Consider the following 16,397-nt stretch of genomic DNA (forward strand, 5'->3'; position numbering starts at 1 on the left):
CCTACAAACCGCAGTGATCCGGCGCGTTCCATCCGGAACGCTTTTGAGCCTCGGTGATTTAGGTTTCTTGAAACAATAATGCAAGCAAGGAAACGAGACAGAAGCACGCACGGACCTTGCGACGGTGGGTTTCAGGATCGCAAGCCGTTCCCCCAAAAAGGCAGCCCAAGCCGATTTGAGGGTGCACGATGCCCTTGGCAAAATGATTGCCCAACGGCGACCAATGACTAGGTCTTGCGCTTTTGGCTGTGGTGAAACGTATCCGCGGCATCGCCGGATCAGCCTGGGCATCGCACCCATCGAACGACAAGATACCTGCAGTCCAGGTTCTTCCCGTCACGCAATCCTGAAGACGGATAACGGTTCCGTGCGACCGCGCAAATGGATAGGGCTGCAGATGACAACCAGCAGCATGGAAACCACCCGCCCGAGAGCCACGCAGACCGGCAGACGGAAGCGCCTGTCCCTTTGCGCCGGCGAAGCCGAACTCTCCGCGTCTCCAACATCACGGACTGCTTCAACGTTGCCGGCTTCCGCATTCCGCTGTGCCAGGACGTCCTGCGGCATTCACCTATCTCCAGTCACCGACCGTTGCCTGAAGAACAGCCAGCGCCGCCACAGCAGCCGTGTCGGCGCGCAGGATACGCGGCCCCAGCGGAATTGGGGTGACGAAATCCAGACTGCGCAGGAGCGCCCGCTCCTCTTCGGAAAAGCCGCCTTCCGGGCCGATCAGAATGGCCAGCGGCGGCGGGCCGTTTTCCTTCATCTGCGCCAGGCTCAACAGCGGGTTGTTCGTCCCTTCCGCCTCGTCGCAGAAAAGCAACCGGCGCCCGGGCTGTGCTTCAGCCCAGACAGAAAGCACATCGGCCAGCGGCTGGGGAGCCAGCACTTCGGGCACCACCAGGACGCCGCACTGCTCGGCGGCCTCGATCACGTTTGCTTCCATGCGCTCCAGGTTGATCCGGCTGGCCTGGGTGTGCTGCGTCAGCACCGGCTTCAGGCTGCCGACGCCCATCTCCACGGCCTTCTGCACCATGTAGTCGAGCCGGGCGTGTTTGAGCGGAGCGAACATATACATCAGGTCATTTGCGGACGTTTGCTCGCGTGTGCGGTCCATAAGCTGCAAGGTGCAGTCGCGCCGCCCGTTGCTGATAATCTTCGCCAGCCATTCACCGTCGGTGCCATTGAAGGCGAGGACATAGTCGCCGTCCTTGAGGCGCAGAACATTCAGCAGATAATTCGCCTGGCTGCGGTCCGCTTCGATACGTGCACCGTCAGCGAGAATGTGTCGCAAAAACAGTCGTTGCATGTTGAACTCGTATTTGGCCATGGTGCTTAGGGTGTGGGCTCACAAATGAAGATGAAATGGTTTGAGGCGGATAGGTCTTCGTCGAGGCGCGGAAGCGCAGGAAACGTCACTCATTTTCAAGCTTTCGCAACGCTGAGGAAGACCAATACGGTCGAATCCGAAGAACATGAAAAGGGCGTCACCGCGTGTCGTCAGCCTGCCTGACCGGGCATGAAGCCCGCTCTGCGCGCACTTGCTAACGCAGGTCCCCCATTTCTCATGCCATTTCGTCTTCATTTATGAGTTCACGTCCTAGGTATGCGCTCGATTGTGTGGGTTTCAAGGCGGTCCCAACCGCTTCGGATGCGTCCACAGTCTATTTGATTCTCCTGCGCCAGCTTAGCGTGTGCTCATAAAATGAAGGGGAAATGGCATGAGAATTGGCAAAAGCAGCGGGTGAATCCGATCCGCACGTCCTTGACCCTTCCTGCCCGAACAGCCACTTTCGAGGCAGAAAAGGAATCATCTGCGTGAGCGAAGCCCAGTCCAACGTTGCCGAATTCTCCGTTTCCGAAATTTCTTTCTCCATCAAGCGGACGATGGAGGATACGTTCGGCTACGTGCGTGTGCGCGGTGAGCTGGGCCGGATCTCCCGGCCGGGGTCCGGTCATATCTATCTGGATCTGAAGGACGACCGCTCTGTCCTGTCCGGCGTGATCTGGCGCGGGTCCGCTTCCAAATTGAAGATCCAGCCAGAACAGGGGCTGGAGGTGATCGCCACCGGCAAGATCACCACCTTCCCGGGCCAGTCGAAGTACCAGATGGTGATCGACTCGCTTGAGCCGGCCGGTGCCGGCGCGCTGATGGCGCTTCTGGAAGAGCGCAAGAAGAAACTCGCCGCCGAAGGTCTCTTTGCCGAAGAACGCAAACAGCCGCTGCCGCCCCTGCCAAGGGTCATCGGCGTGGTCACCTCGCCGACCGGCGCCGTCATCCGCGATATTCTGCACCGGATCGCCGACCGTTTTCCGTTGCATGTGCTGGTCTGGCCTGTCCGTGTCCAGGGCGAAACCTCAGGTGCGGAGGTTGCCAACGGCATTCGCGGTTTCAACGCCCTCCAGCCAGGCGGCCCGATCCCGCGGCCGGATGTGCTGATCGTTGCCCGCGGCGGCGGCAGCATCGAGGACCTTTGGGGCTTCAACGAGGAAGCCGTCGTCCGCGCGGCCTCGGACAGCCAGATTCCACTGATTTCAGCCGTCGGACACGAGACCGACTGGACCCTGATCGATCTTGCCGCCGACCTGCGCGCTCCGACGCCGACAGGTGCTGCGGAATTTGCCGTGCCGGTGAAGGCCGAACTGATGGCCATGGTGGACGACCGGTCCCGCAGGCTCAATTCGGGTCTGGTGCGGTTCGTGACCACCCGTCGCACCGAACTGCGCGCCGCCAGCGCCGCCCTGCCCGCACCGCAGGATCTTCTGGCTCTGCCGCGCCAGAAATTCGATACGATGGCGAACAGCCTGGAACGGGCGCTGATCGTCAGCACCAGGACCCACCGGACCCAGTATCAGAATTTCGCCGGGCGCCTGTCTCCGCTGCTCCTGTCGCGCCTGACGACAAAGGCACGGCAGGATCTGATCCAGGCGAGCGAACGCAAGCAGCGCGCGCTTCAGGTGGCCGTCACGCAGAAGCGGAACGCCTTCGAGGCATTGGCCGTGCGACTGACACCAGCACGGTTGGCCCAGCAGACGACACTCGGCACTGAGCGCCTGTCCGGATTGGGTGACAGGCTCGACCGGGCCTATCTTGCCCGCCTGTCGCAGGAAAAGGCACGCCTCGACGGATTGCAGAAGCTGCTGAAGTCGCTTTCCTACAAGGATGTGCTTGCGCGCGGGTATGCCGTGGTACGCGACGACAGCGGCCAACCGGTGCGCTCGGCTGCGGCAGTTGCCTCTGGCGCGGCCCTCGCCATAGAACTGGCGGACGGCACGGTCGACGCGGTCGCGCTCAGCGACAGCGCAGGCCCGAAACCCGCCAAGGCGAAAAAGCAGCCGGCAAGCAAGGGTCCGGCAACCAACCAGGGCAGCCTGTTCTGATCGAACAAAAAACCCTCCGCAATTTCACCAAGATTTAACCACATCCCTTACCTCAATCTTAAGCTGGCTTGCGTAGCGTCACCTCCGTTCTGACAAGAAATTTCCTGGCGGGGGATACTGATGCCGGTGCAGCGCAAGCAATTTGGAAGACGTGGATTGAACCAGCAAGGCCCGACCCAGTGGGGTTCGAGCCAGAATGAGTATTCCGGCAACAATGCCTATGCCTCGACTGCCGGTGCTTATGCGCACGCTGGAGGGGCTGCGGCACTTCAGGTCGCCGGCGACAGCGGCGTTTCGGTCACCGACGCGGCGCTGCAGTTTCTCGGCTTCTTCTTCAGCTTCAAGGGCAGGATCGGCCGGCTCGGCTACTGGGCCATCAGCACGTTCAACAGCATCGTGTCGGTCGCCATCATCTTCGGTTTTTACGCATCGCTTGGTCTGAATTTCGAAAACGAGGCCGAAGCCAAACGGATTCTTGCCGATTCAAGTTTTTTCACAGTCTGGCTGACCGTGTTGCCCTTCTTCGTGTCGAATGTCTCCGTTCAGGTGCGCCGTTTTCATGACAGGGACGTCTCCGGCAAGTGGATGCTGTTGTGGTTCATTCCGATCATCGGCACGATTCTGAGCATCTGCCAGGGTTTTGCCAACATGTTCTTTGCGGGCACCCGGGGATCGAACCGTTTCGACACGCCGCAAAGCCAGGCTCACATCTTCGATTAACCCGAACCCGGGGCATTTCCCCGGTCTGCAACAAAAAACGCCGCCGGAAAGTCTTTCCGGCGGCGTTTTGTTTTCAAGTAGGTGGATGGCCCCGTCAGCCCATCATCGTAGGCAGGAGGGTGATAATTGACGGGAACGCCAGCAGACCCGCGATGGTCAGAACGTCTGCAATGAAGAACGGGACGCAGCCGCGGAAGACTTCCTGCACCGGAATATCAGGACGGACGCCCGAAACCACGAAGCAGTTCAGCCCGATGGGTGGCGTGATCAGACAGAGCTCCGCCATTTTCACCACGAGAATGCCGAACCAGATCGAGCAGGCCTCACCGGACATGCCGAAGGCACTGTCTGCCGCCGAAACACCTTCGCCGCCGTTCAGCGCCATCACGGCGGGATAGACCACCGGCAGCGTCAGAATGAGCATGCCGATCGCATCCATGAACATGCCAAGTACGGCATAGGCCAGCAGGATGCAGACCATCACCACCCAGGGAGAATAGTCCAGCGCGACGATGAAATCCCTGAAGGCGTCCGGCAGACCGGCAAAGCCCAGGAAACGCACGTAGACAAGCACGCCCCAGATCAACGTGAAGATCATCACCGTCAGTTTCGCGGTTTCGTGCAGGGCCTGGCCGAGCTGCTTTGTGCGCATGCCCTTCATGAAGGCAACGACCAGCACCACGAAGGCTCCGAGCGAACCGGCTTCGGTCGGAGTGGCCAGACCGAAGAAGAACGAGCAGAAGATGATCGCGACGACTGCGATGATCGGCAAGGTGCCGGGCACGCTTTCGAAGCGCTCTTTCCAGGTGAACCCACCAACAGGGGGCGCGTCTCCCCGCCAGGCGGAAACACCCACAATGATGCCGACATAGATCAGCGCGGAAAACACGCCCGGCAGGAAACCGGCGATCAAGAGCTTACCGACCGATTGCTCCACCAAAATGGCGTAGATCACCAGGATCGCGGACGGCGGAATGAGGGAGGCAAGCGTGCCGCCTGCGGCAACGACCGCCGCCGACAGGCGCTTGGAATAACCGGCTGCCAGCATTTCAGGAATGGCAACCCGCGCAAAGACCGCAGCTGTTGCGACCGATGCCCCCGAAACGGCCGCGAAGCCGGCGGTGGAGAACACGGTCCCAACGGCCATGCCGCCCGGCAGCCAGCCGAGCCAGCGTTTTGCCGCTTCGAACAGTTGCTTGGTAAAGCCTGCATAAAAGGCAAGAAAGCCGATGAGGATGAACGTCGGGAGCACCGACAGGGCGTAGGTAACCGACTTGGAATGGGGGATCGTGCCTGCCATCTGCAAGGCGACGAAAAATCCTTTCGAGAAGCCCATCTTCAACGAGAACAGCACGATCAGGCCAACCAGGCCGGTAAAGGCAGCGGCAAAGGCCACACGCACACCCAAGATGACGAGCACCAGCAGGACACCGGTCATCAGGAGGCCAACTTCAAACGGCGTCGTCATCGCGCGCCTCCTTCTTCAATGTCGTCGCCAAAGGCTTCTTCAATCTCGTGTTTGGCGTGTTCCTCAACATCCTCGATCATCGGCACGCAGAAGGCCTCCCGCGTCGGGTCAGCCACGAGGCGGGCGTAACCGTAGATCTGCATGCACAGGCGCAGGAGAAGAAGGCCAAGCGCAATCGGCACCATCAGTTTGGAAGGCCAGGTCGGCAGGCGAATGTCCATGGTGCTGTCGCCGATCGTCCAGGACCGGTCGAAATGATACAACGAACCCCAGATGAGAAGGGCGACCGTGAAGGCGATCAGGATGACACCCAGCATTTCGCAGATGTAAAGCGTCCGGCCGCTCAACTTGCCGAGCACGATTTCCATTCGGATGTGGCCGCCAACGCGTTGGCAATACGCGACACCGGCGAAGGCAAAGATGGCCATGGCCTGTTCGGTAATGTCGATGAAGCCTGGAACAGGCGTGTTGAAGAGCAGGCGACCGATAACCTGCACCACGGCCAGCAGCATCAACGACAGGATGGCACCGGCTGCGAACAGGTTGAAGGCATTCTCGACGTGAGCGAGCCAGCCATCAAAACGGATATAAGTGACCGGGCGCTCCGAGACGGAACGTTGTCCGGGATCGATTGTGTTCATGAGTTAAGCCCCGAGCTTTGACTTCCCGGCGCGGGCCGCGCCGGGAAGAGTGTGAAACAGTCCAGGCTGGCTGGGCTTATTCCGCGAGGGTCGACTTGACCGTGTCCAGGATATCCTGCGCCGGCAGTCCGTTGGCAGACTGCTCTTCAACCCAGGCTTCCTGGATCGGAATGGCTTTTTCGGCAAAGGCTGCCAGTTCGGCATCGGAGAACTCGATCTGGGTCACGCCACGGCTTTCCAGTTCCGGCCACCACTTTTCGTAGACCTTGTCATAGGTCTCCAGGTAATGCGCCAGCGCCGGCTCAACCGAGCTGTCGAGCGCTTCCTTGAAGTCGTCCGGCAGGGCGTTGTAGGCATCGATGTTCACGATCACCGGGCACTGGACGGTTCCCGGGTTCAGGTTCTTGGTCCACCAGTCGGCAACTTCCACCACCTTGAACGACAGATGGGCATGCGGTGCGAAGCTGGCAGCCGCCACCGTGCCGGAATCGATTGCCTGATAGGTTTCCGAAGCGGTCACGGACGTCGGCACGGCGCCGACGGCTTCCATCAACTGGCCAATACCACCCAGGGCACGTACACGCATGCCATTGAAATCGGAAATCGAGCTCGGCGCATCGCCCTTGCCGGCGAAGTTGTACTGCGGCATCGGCGAAGGCATCAGGGCCATGGCGTTCCAGCGAGCCAGGTCTTCCTTGACTGCAGGATGCTCATAAAGCTTCATCGAAACCTTGATTTCCTGATCAAGGTCCTTCACGCCCAGGAACGGCAGTTCCAGCACCGTTAGGCTCGGGTTCTTGTCCGGGTGATAGGATGCGCAGATCTGCGCCATTTCAAATGCGCCGAAGGAAATGCCGTCGAGGTTCTCGCGAGACTTCGACAGGGCTTCGCCGTATTGCAGCTTGAGCTCGAACTTGCCGTCCGTCTTCGCGGCCACTTCTTCAGCCAGCTTTTCGACATGCTCGGTAAACGCACGGCGCTTGCCCCAGAGCGACACGTTCCAGGTTACGTCAGCAGCAAAGGTTTCGGTGGCAAAGACCAGAGACAGCGCAGCCGCGGATACAGCAGTTGCGGATTTCAGTGAAAAGAGCATGCAATCCTCCCAAGATATTGCTCATTTTCTTGGCAGCTCAGCCTGTACGCCTCCACGCGCAAGCCCGTGCCAAGTCGATGATCAACTAGCATGACCCGTGCCAGTTCTTGCTGGCAACACTTTCCGGCAGGAAAAAGCCGTTTCTTTCCACGCCGCCCCTGATTTGCTGCGGTGCAGCTCGGCAAGATCTTGCCGATGCCCTGATCCGTTCGGCGGATTTTCGCCGGTTGGGTTGGCAAAGGAGCATGCTTGCCCCTCTGTCTTTGCCAAGCTTCGAACCACCGTCTCATTTCCCGATAACCTCATCCTGAAGAGGACCGCAGGTCCGTCTCGTAGGATGAGGCTGGATGTTGAGCATCGCTCGGGTGAATGCCTTAAGGAGTGCCTAGCCGTCCATACTCTCGGCTTGCGCCTGATCGCGGCTGAGACCGAGGCGGGTCATTTTTTCGTTGAGTGTGCGGCGCGGCAGGTTGAGTTCCTGCATGACGTCCGCCATCCGCCCGCCATGACGCCGGAGCGCCCCTTCGATCAGGTTGCGCTCATAAGCGTCCATCAGTTCTTTCAGCCCGCCACCGGCAGGAACCGGTCCCGTCTCGCGCTGGCCGGTCACCAGCTCTTCCAGCGGCTGCGGCGCGACCGGAGCATTGAGCACAAAACGCTCGGCGGCGTTGCGCAGCTCGCGAACGTTGCCCGGCCAGCCATAAGTCTGCAGGAAAGCCTCGTCGCGGGCACTTGTTGCCGGAGCATCCAGACCATACTGGGCGGCGAAACGATTCAGGAAGGTATCGAACAGCAACAACGCATCGCGGCCGCGCTCACGCAGTGGCGGTACGCGCAGTTCGATCGTGTTCAGCCGGAAGAGCAGGTCCTCGCGCAGCCGGCCGCTGCGGACCGCTTCCCTCGGATCAATGTTGGCGGCGCTGACCAGACGGATGTCGACATCGACAGGCCGTGTGCCGCCGATCCGGTCCACCTTTTTCTCCTGAAGCACGCGGAGCAGTTTCGGCTGCAGCGCCAGCGGCATGGAAACGATCTCGTCCAGAAACAGAACACCACCGCTTGCCGCCTCGATGCGGCCAATCCTTTGCCTGTCCGCCCCGGTGAAGGCCCCCGCCTCATGGCCGAACAGCTCTGCTTCCACCATGGCCTCCGGCAGGGCCGCGGCATTGATGGCCATGAAAGGGCCGTCCTTGCGCGGGCTGAAATCATGCAGGGCCTGCGCAATCACTTCCTTGCCGGTGCCGGTTTCGCCTGTGATGAGCACAGCGGCATCGGTCGCAGCAAAATGCAGGATCTGCTGGCGCAGAGCCTGCATGGCGGGGCTGGTGCCGATCAGGCGGCTTTCCAGCCCGGCGCTCTGATGAAGCTGCGTGCGCAGCGAACGGTTTTCCAGCACGAGTGCCCGCCGGTCGCAGGCCCTGCGGACCACATCTGCAATCAGATCCGGATCGAATGGTTTTTCGATGAAGTCGTACGCCCCCGCGCGCATTGCCTCAACGGCCATCGGGACATCGCCATGGCCGGTGATCAGCACTACCGGAAGGTCCGCATCGAGCGCCCCGATCTTGCGAAGCAGCGACACACCATCGCCCTCCTCCAGCATCACGTCGGAGACCACACAGCCGCGGAAATCGGCGGTCAATCCGGCGAGCGCCTGCGCCGCCGTAGCAACTTCCCGGGTTTCGAAACCGGCAAGCGTTATCCATTGCCGGAGCGCCGCGCGCATGGAGGGATCATCGTCGACGACAAGAACAGGGATTTTCTGGGACAGGTCGGTCATTCTGCAGCTTCCGATTCCCGTTCATTGCTGGGGCCGGCCGGGGTCTCACCGGTCTTTTCACCGGACAATGCGGGCAGACGCAATTCAAATATTGCCCCCTTCGGGGTGTTCGAGCGCACCGATAAACTGCCCCCCAGGTCTTCCGCAAGCCGCATGGATATGGCAAGGCCAAGGCCCATGCCACCGCTGCTGGACTTGGTGGAAAAGAATGGATCGAAGATCCGTTCCTTCAGGTCTTCCGGAACGCCGGGTCCATTGTCGGATATCTTGAGCACCAGTTCTGTCCCCTGCTGCTCCGCATGCAGCCGGACTTCGCCAGCGTCTTCGCCTGCGCTCGCATCGGCGCCATTGCGCAGGAGGTTGACCAGGATCTGCTCGATCCTGAGTGGAGCGGTTTCCGCTTCCAGTGGCCCCTGTGGAAGGTCCAGTTTCAGACTGCAGCCCGTTTCCTCGAAACGGGGACGAACGATCTTTTCGGCAGTCCGGATGCTTTCGGTCAGATCGATCTTCTCGATCCGGTTTTCACCGGGCCGGGCGAACCGCTTCAGTTCCTGCGTGAGACTGGCCATGCGCATCTGCAGGGAATCGATTTCGTTGAGGTTGTCCGACGCGGTTTCCGTGTCGCCTTTTTCCAGGAATTTTCGCGTCCCCGCCACGAACATGCGCAAGGCCGCCAGCGGCTGGCTGAGTTCGTGGACGACTGCCGCCGACATTTCGCCAACGGCTGCAAGTCGGCTGGAGCGGGCAAGGCCGCGCTGAGCTTCCAGAAGCTCTTTTTCAACCCGCCGCCGTTCCTGGATTTCCTCCACCAGGCGGGTGTTCAATTCCTTCAGGCTGGCCGATTCCTGCCGCAGCAAGACGGAGGCCTTGCGCAGACGCCGACCGCGCAAAACCAGGACAATAACCGCATAGACAAGACACAGCGTGATGGTTACGGCCCAGGCCGGCAGCACGCTTTTGCGGGTTTCTTCCACCGGCACCAGAAAATGCAGGGTCCAGCCCAGCAGGCCGACATCCGCCGAATTGTGCCGGTAGGCCTTGCCGCCGATGACCAGCTGCTTTTGTGCCTCATCCCGCCGGTCGCTGACCGGAAACAGCTCCTGGCCGGCATACTGACGGGTGTCCTCGATCATCTGGCGCACCTCTTTCGGCAGCGCCGTCAGCGTCCGATAGCGCCATTCCGGCTGGCTGGACAGAAAGATCACCCCATTGGCGTCAGTTGCAAAAACCGTCTCGCCGCCTTCTGCCCACGCTTCTTCCAGCGGGCCCATGTCCACCTTGACCACTGCCACACCCACCGGCTTGCCGCTGACCGGCGTCGGCCGTGCCAGAAACAGGCCCGGTTCGTGCGAGGTCGCACCGATTGCGAAGAACCGGCCTTCCTCGCCGTGCATGGCCGAACTGAAGTAAGGCCTGAAACCGTAATTCTGACCAACCAGCGAGAACTCGCCCTGCCAGTTGCTGGCTGCCAAGGTCGTGCCATCGGCGTTCATGACATAGAGCAGTTCGGCGCCGGAGTTTTCAGCCATTTCCTGCAGGAAGCGATTGGCGCTTTCCGACGGCTGGCCGAGCCCCAGCGCGGAGGTCGCTCTCGGATCGCGGGCAATCATATAGGGCAGATAACGGTATTTCTGATATTCGCCCAGGATCGTCTCACGATAGAGCGTCAGCCGCTCGGCGGCCTTCCTGTCAACACTGTCCTCGTCCAACTCCATGAAGAGCTGAACCAGCATGATAGCGGCCACCACGAGCAGCAAGGGAGGCAAGGCCAGATAGAACCAGCATTTCGACATGGCTCCATATTGCGCATTTTTTCCGTTCCCGCCACCCGGTGAACACAGGTGGCGTGTGTGGCGCCATTGATGCGCGTCAAGGACACACCACATTGACACCTATAGATTTTTGACGAATCTGGATCGCTGACATGATACCGGCCGCAGGAGTGATATATGCCTATCAAAGATATTTTGACCGTTCTGGATCTCGCAGATGACCAGCCGGCCGCCAAATACGCGCTCGAATTCGGTCGCAACTACGATGCCCACGTCACCGGACTGGCGGTGTCTTTCGAGCCGGTCGTTCCTGCATTTGCAGCAGCGCCGATGCCGGTAGACTATTTGCAGGCAGCGCACGAGCAGGCCGTCGGAGCGGCCACCGAGGCCAAGAAGGCGTTCGAGGAACTGGCCCGCGTGGCCGGTGTGAAGTACGAAAGCCGGCTTGCGGAAATCCTGACCGGCGGCCCGCTGGAAAACGTGCTGGTCCACTGCCGCCCGACCGACCTTGTGGTGATCGGCCAGGCCAATCCGGACAAGCCGGAGCCCATGCGTGAGCTCTTGATCGAGACGGTTCTTTTCGAAAGCGGCGTGCCGGTTCTGCTCGTTCCCTATATCGGCAGCAAAACCTTCCAGCCGCAGAACGTACTGGTCGGCTGGGACGGCAGCTCCACCGCGACGCGGGCCATCCATGCGGCTCTTCCCGTTCTGGAAAAAGCGGAGAAGATCACCGTTCTGGTTGTCGAGAAAAAGGCTACCAAGGCAACCGGCCAACCCGGTGCGGATGTCGCGAACTATCTGGCGCGCCACAACATGAATGTCACCATTGAGGTGGTCAACAACCCTGACGCAAGCATTGCCGATACGGTTCTCAACTATGTGTCCGACAACAGCAACGATCTGGTCGTGATGGGCGGTTACGGCCACAGCCGGATGCGTGAGTTCCTGTTCGGCGGAGCGACCCGGGAAATCCTGGCCGCCATGACCGTGCCGGTGCTGATGGCGCATTGACGCATAACCACTCCTGAAATCCTTGAGATTTTGCGATGCAAAAAGCCCGCGAACCTGACACACTACGGTTCGCGGGCTTTTTTGGCCGCGCTCAAGGCACAAGCAAGCAGGAATGGTGCGCACGTGGACAGGGCCAGGCAAAACGGCATGTGGCCGCTGGTTCAAATCACGGGCACGGAAGGCTCCTCATGTGCGGCTTTCCTGCTGTTCCTGGCTGCCTGTTCGTGGAATGTGCTGCCCGTGATCCAGGTTCGTTTCACACGCCCCGTTCCTCAAGCGCGACTTTCAAGGGATCGATCTCATGACCATTCGCAACCTCGACGGTTTCTTTGCGCCAGGATCGATAGCCTTTATCGGCCCCTGCCGGCACCCGGGCATCTTGATCGGCAAACTGATTTCCTGCCTGCACGATATCGAGGCCGGGCATCCGGTGACACTTGTCGGGATCGAAGAGGATGTTCCCTTCAAAGGCCATAAGGTCGCCCGGCTGGACGATCTGGAAAAGATGCCGGATCTGGCGATCTATCTCGCCAAGCCGGAGACACTGCCCGCGACGATCCGTACCCTTGGCGCGGGCGGAACCAAGGCTGTTCTCATCCCTTCTCCCGGATATGAAACCTGGCCGGAAAAATTGCTTCAGGACTGCCGGGAAGCAGCGCAGGCGACAAACCTGCGTCTTATCGGGCCAGGCACGCTCGGTCTTGCGGTGCCTGCAACCGGGCTCAATGCGCTCCTCAGCGCCGAGCGCCCCGAGAAGGGCGAAGTTGCGTTTTTCTCCCGTTCCGGGGCTGTTCTCAACGCGACACTTTCCTGGGCGAAAACCCATCGCACCGGATTTTCCGCCGTCGTATCGCTCGGCGCGCGGATGGATGTCGATATCAGCGACCTGATCGACTATTTCGCGCAGGACTACCATACCCGCGCCATCGTGCTTCATCTGGAAGGCATCGCCGTTCCGCGCAAGTTCATTTCAGCCGCAAGAGCGGCGGCGCGCAGCAAGCCGGTAATCGTCATCCGTTCCGGCAAGAGCCGGGACACGGGCGGCACGGGACGCACCCACGCCGGACGCCTTGCCCGCACGGACCGAGTTTACGAGACCGTCTTTCGCCGCACCGGGATGTTGCGCGTTCAGGACCTCGACGAAATGTTCGAGGCGCTGGAAACCCTCTCCCATATCCGCGTTCCCCAATGTAACAAGCTTGCCGTCATCGCAAACGGGCGCAGCCTTGCAAGCCTTGCCGTGGACAGGCTGGTGGACCTGGGCGGCACGTTCGCCGAGCTAGGCCCGGAAACACGGGCGGCCCTCGCGGACACCAGCCGCAGCTATGCCGACCTGTCGGTTACGCCCGCGGCGGGCGGCACGGTGATCCTGAAAGAGACCGTCACGCCGGAAGAGATCACCGAGGCGATCGTTGCGGTGCTGAAAGACCCGCAGGTGGATGGCGCGGTAGTGCTTCAGGCAGCCAGTGCCTTCCAGCCCTTGACCACAATCGCAAAGGCAATTGGCGATGCCGCGGCACTGGACCGGCGACGCACCGGACGGCGCAAGGCGCTGGTGGCCGGTCTGATCGGCGGCGACGGCACCACACGGGCTGCACTTTCCGATGCCCGGATCCCGAACTACGCCAGCCCGGCGGAAGCCGCCCGGAGCCTGATGCATCTGGCTCACGATGCACAGGCACGCGAATTCCTGATGGCGGCCCCTGCCAGCCTGCCAAGCACGTTCTCCCCCGATGTCGCACGGGCACGCGGCATCGTTGCTGCGGCCCTTCAGGAAGACCGTACCTGGCTCAATCCGCCGGAAGTGGTTGCGGTTCTGGAAGCTTACGATCTGCCAATCATGGCCACCGTCATGGCTTCAACGCCAGAAGAAGCGGCACAAGTGTCGGAACCGTTCTTCAAGACGGCGGCCCATTGTGTTGCCAAACTGATTTCGCCGGACCTGCCTTTCAAATCGCGGATCGATGGTGTCCGGCTTGGTCTGGAAAGTCCCGAAGCCGTACAAAAAGCTGCTCGGGAGCTGATCGAAAAGACCCGGCGGGACTATCCGGACGCACGGATTGACGGGATCTCCATCCATCCGATGCTGGAAGACCGGCACGGGCTGGAACTCTATCTGGGCGTTGCCGAAACACAGGATTTCGGACCGGTGCTGGTGTTTGGACATGGCGGCACGGCCATTGAGGAAAGCGAGGACGTCGCGCTGGAACTGCCGCCGCTGAATCTCAACCTGGCCGAGGCGCAGATCGCCCGAACCCGGATCGCCAGGCTTCTGGACGGCGGACCGGCGCGCCCGGCGCTCGACAAGGCAGCGCTTGCCGAGGCGCTTGTGAAACTGTCGCAGATCACCATCGATATTCCGGAAATACAGGAACTCGACATCAATCCGATGGTTGCCCTGCCGAGCGGCCTCATCGGCCTCGATGCCCGCATGACGTTGTGCCACCCGGAAAAACGGCCGGGCCGCACCGGCAGCTCCCGTCTTGCCATTGCCCCCTATCCGCAAGAGTGGGAACAGACCGTCCAACTGAAGGATGGGCGCGATATTTTCATCCGGCCGGTGCGCCCGGAAGACGAGGACCTGTTCAAGACATTTTTCGAGCAGCAGACACCTGAAGACCTGCGCCTGCGCTTCTTTGCCCCTGTGCGCGATTTCAGCCATCGGTTCCTGTCCCGGCTGACACAGCTCGATTATGCCCGCGCACTTGCCTTTGCTGCCATCGAGCCGGAAGACGGCAGCTTGCTTGGCGTCGTTCGGCTGCATGCCGACCCAGATCACCAGACCGGCGAATATGCGGTCATGGTGCGCTCGGACCTGAAAGGCCAGGGCCTTGGCTGGACCTTGATGAAGCTGATCATCCGCTATGCGAAAGAGGACGGTATCGAGGTAATCAAGGGCGAGGTTCTGAAGGAAAACACATCGATGATGTCCATGTGCCAGTCGCTCGGCTTTTCCGTTGGAACATCGCCGGACGATCCCGGCATCGCCCTGGTAACGCTGCCGCTCGCGGAGATCCCGGAGCAACTGTGACCCCGCTAGTTGGAGCACACTGCCGCTCATCCCGGTCGTCAGGTCCGGGTCCCTGCAGCGGTTTGCCTGAAACAAAAACGCTCCCCGCGTGGAGGAGCGCACTGTGCAATCAGGCCGACTGCTGGCAGAAGATCAATGCGTCGCGGCCATTCCGAAAGGCATTTGCTCGCGCGCGTTCCTGTACCATTCGATGATCTTCTTGCGCTCGCTGTCTTCCATGAAGGAGACGTTGGCAGGCGGCATGGCGTTGGTGACGCCGGCCTGCAGGTAAATCTGCCTGGCGGCACGCACCACATCCGCCTTGGTTTCCAGCAGCATGCCTTTGGGCGCCCAGTGAATCCCCTCGTAGAAAGGTTCGCGGGCGTGGCACATGCCGCAGCGGCCGGGGATGATGTTCATGACATCGTCAATGCCTTCCGCATTTGCGAACACCTGTTCCGTCGACGTCAGCGGGCGGGCATCCGAGGCTTCCCAGGTGTCCTGCTGGAGCGGTGCCATGGAAATCTGGATAATGGCGACGAACAGGATCGCGGTTGCCAGCCATGTCCAGGTCGGCGCCGGGGCACCCGTGTGCTTGGTGTTGAAATAGTGCCGGATGGTCACACCCATCAGGAACACGAGCGCAGCAATCAACCAGTTGTATTCCGAGGCGAAGGCAAGCGGATAATGGTTGCTCAGCATCAGGAACACGACCGGAAGCGTCAGGTAGTTGTTGTGGGTCGAGCGCAGCTTGGCGATCTTGCCGTATTTGGCGTCCGGGGTCCGTCCGGCCTTCAGGTCCGCCACCACGATCTTCTGGTTCGGAATGATGATGAAGAACACGTTCGCGGTCATGATCGTGGCGGTGAAGGCCCCCAGATGCAGCATGGTGGCGCGGCCGGTGAAAATCTCGTTGTAGCCGTAGCCCATGGCCACCAGCAGCGCGAACAGCAGCAGCATCAGCAGGGTCGGGCTTTCGCCGAGTTTCGACTTGCACAGCCGGTCATAAACCAGCCAGCCGATGGTCAGCGACCCGGCGGAAATCAGGATACCCTGCCACAGGGCGAGATCGGCCTTGGCCGGATCGATCAGGAAAAGCTCGCCGCCGACCCAGTAGACAACCATCAACAGGGCCGCACCGGACAGCCACGTGGAATAGCTTTCCCATTTGAACCAGACCAGGTGCTCGGGCATGTTTGCCGGAGCCACCAGAAACTTGCGGATGTGATAGAAGCCGCCGCCGTGGACCTGCCATTCCTCGCCATGGGCGCCTTTGGGCAGGTCCGGAGCTTTCTTCAGACCAAGGTCCAGCGCAACGAAATAAAACGACGAGCCGATCCAGGCCATCGCCGTTATCACGTGCAGCCAGCGAACCGCGAAGGCGATCCAGTCCCAAATGATGGCAATGTCCAGCATTGCTTCCCCTCCAAATTCGTTTGACCCAAGCTAGCCCAAGCGGCAATTTTCTGGTATCTCGGGATAATTCCGAGCAGTTTCAAAAAAAACGGAACAATAACCGGC

The 16,397-nt window shown here is 60.7% G+C and carries 12 protein-coding genes; 4 read left to right on the plus strand and 8 right to left on the minus strand.

Annotated features, from left to right (window positions below):
- Nucleotides 1-336 precede the first annotated feature (336 nt).
- Together AC2A6O_RS19735 and AC2A6O_RS19740 are read right to left on the minus strand one after the other, a co-directional pair.
- On the minus strand, nt 337-567 hold the full coding sequence (locus tag AC2A6O_RS19735; RefSeq protein ID WP_498929616.1) for a hypothetical protein: 231 nt from the start codon (nt 565-567) through the stop codon (nt 337-339).
- A 4-nt stretch (nt 568-571) separates the two neighbouring features.
- The gene (locus tag AC2A6O_RS19740; RefSeq protein WP_498929618.1) at nt 572-1,330 is read right to left on the minus strand and encodes a 16S rRNA (uracil(1498)-N(3))-methyltransferase; all 759 of its coding nucleotides are present in this window, start codon (nt 1,328-1,330) and stop codon (nt 572-574) included.
- A 488-nt stretch (nt 1,331-1,818) separates the two neighbouring features.
- Here AC2A6O_RS19740 and xseA point away from each other — a divergent pair, with 488 nt between their 5' ends.
- On the plus strand, nt 1,819-3,381 hold the full coding sequence (gene xseA / locus AC2A6O_RS19745) for an exodeoxyribonuclease VII large subunit (protein ID WP_498929620.1): 1,563 nt from the start codon (nt 1,819-1,821) through the stop codon (nt 3,379-3,381).
- 156 nt (nt 3,382-3,537) lie between these two features.
- A complete protein-coding gene (locus tag AC2A6O_RS19750; protein ID WP_498929622.1) occupies nt 3,538-4,101 on the plus strand; it encodes a DUF805 domain-containing protein in 564 nt (187 codons plus the stop codon).
- 94 nt (nt 4,102-4,195) lie between these two features.
- On the opposite strand, the gene AC2A6O_RS19755 is transcribed toward AC2A6O_RS19750, so the two are convergent.
- From AC2A6O_RS19755 to AC2A6O_RS19775, 5 genes are all read right to left on the minus strand, one after another.
- Nucleotides 4,196-5,569 (minus strand): TRAP transporter large permease, encoded by a 1,374-nt coding sequence (locus AC2A6O_RS19755; RefSeq protein WP_148585303.1) that lies wholly within the window; start codon nt 5,567-5,569, stop codon nt 4,196-4,198.
- Nucleotides 5,566-6,210: a TRAP transporter small permease subunit gene (locus AC2A6O_RS19760; RefSeq protein ID WP_148585304.1), complete on the minus strand. Its 645-nt coding sequence runs from the start codon at nt 6,208-6,210 to the stop codon at nt 5,566-5,568. The genes AC2A6O_RS19755 and AC2A6O_RS19760 overlap by 4 nt, the downstream gene beginning before the upstream one ends.
- A gap of 76 nt (nt 6,211-6,286) precedes the next feature.
- Nucleotides 6,287-7,303, minus strand: coding sequence for a C4-dicarboxylate TRAP transporter substrate-binding protein (locus tag AC2A6O_RS19765; protein WP_148585305.1), 1,017 nt, complete (start codon nt 7,301-7,303; stop codon nt 6,287-6,289).
- Between the two features lie 385 nt (nt 7,304-7,688).
- Nucleotides 7,689-9,083, minus strand: a complete 1,395-nt coding sequence (locus tag AC2A6O_RS19770) for a sigma-54-dependent transcriptional regulator (protein WP_498929625.1) — start codon at nt 9,081-9,083, stop codon at nt 7,689-7,691.
- Nucleotides 9,080-10,876 (minus strand): sensor histidine kinase, encoded by a 1,797-nt coding sequence (locus tag AC2A6O_RS19775; protein WP_498929627.1) that lies wholly within the window; start codon nt 10,874-10,876, stop codon nt 9,080-9,082. Before AC2A6O_RS19775 ends, AC2A6O_RS19770 begins: the two co-directional genes overlap by 4 nt.
- 156 nt (nt 10,877-11,032) lie before the next feature.
- On the opposite strand from AC2A6O_RS19775, the gene AC2A6O_RS19780 reads away from it, so the two are divergent.
- Nucleotides 11,033-11,866, plus strand: a complete 834-nt coding sequence (locus tag AC2A6O_RS19780) for a universal stress protein (protein WP_148585308.1) — start codon at nt 11,033-11,035, stop codon at nt 11,864-11,866.
- A gap of 301 nt (nt 11,867-12,167) precedes the next feature.
- On the plus strand, nt 12,168-14,897 hold the full coding sequence (locus AC2A6O_RS19785; RefSeq protein WP_498929629.1) for a bifunctional acetate--CoA ligase family protein/GNAT family N-acetyltransferase: 2,730 nt from the start codon (nt 12,168-12,170) through the stop codon (nt 14,895-14,897).
- Between the two features lie 132 nt (nt 14,898-15,029).
- On the opposite strand, the gene AC2A6O_RS19790 is transcribed toward AC2A6O_RS19785, so the two are convergent.
- Nucleotides 15,030-16,292 (minus strand): urate hydroxylase PuuD, encoded by a 1,263-nt coding sequence (locus AC2A6O_RS19790; protein WP_498929631.1) that lies wholly within the window; start codon nt 16,290-16,292, stop codon nt 15,030-15,032.
- Nucleotides 16,293-16,397 lie beyond the last annotated feature (105 nt).

The organism is Labrenzia sp. ATLA3 (genome assembly GCF_057180185.1).

Coding starts and splice junctions, on each gene's coding strand:
- AC2A6O_RS19735 (WP_498929616.1), bottom strand. CDS start 567: ATGCCGCAGGACGTCCTGGCACAGCGGAATGCGGAAGCCGGCAACGTT.
- AC2A6O_RS19740 (WP_498929618.1), bottom strand. CDS start 1,330: ATGGCCAAATACGAGTTCAACATGCAACGACTGTTTTTGCGACACATT.
- AC2A6O_RS19755 (WP_148585303.1), bottom strand. CDS start 5,569: ATGACGACGCCGTTTGAAGTTGGCCTCCTGATGACCGGTGTCCTGCTG.
- AC2A6O_RS19760 (WP_148585304.1), bottom strand. CDS start 6,210: ATGAACACAATCGATCCCGGACAACGTTCCGTCTCGGAGCGCCCGGTC.
- AC2A6O_RS19765 (WP_148585305.1), bottom strand. CDS start 7,303: ATGCTCTTTTCACTGAAATCCGCAACTGCTGTATCCGCGGCTGCGCTG.
- AC2A6O_RS19770 (WP_498929625.1), bottom strand. CDS start 9,083: ATGACCGACCTGTCCCAGAAAATCCCTGTTCTTGTCGTCGACGATGAT.
- AC2A6O_RS19775 (WP_498929627.1), bottom strand. CDS start 10,876: ATGTCGAAATGCTGGTTCTATCTGGCCTTGCCTCCCTTGCTGCTCGTG.
- AC2A6O_RS19780 (WP_148585308.1), top strand. CDS start 11,033: ATGCCTATCAAAGATATTTTGACCGTTCTGGATCTCGCAGATGACCAG.
- AC2A6O_RS19785 (WP_498929629.1), top strand. CDS start 12,168: ATGACCATTCGCAACCTCGACGGTTTCTTTGCGCCAGGATCGATAGCC.
- AC2A6O_RS19790 (WP_498929631.1), bottom strand. CDS start 16,292: ATGCTGGACATTGCCATCATTTGGGACTGGATCGCCTTCGCGGTTCGC.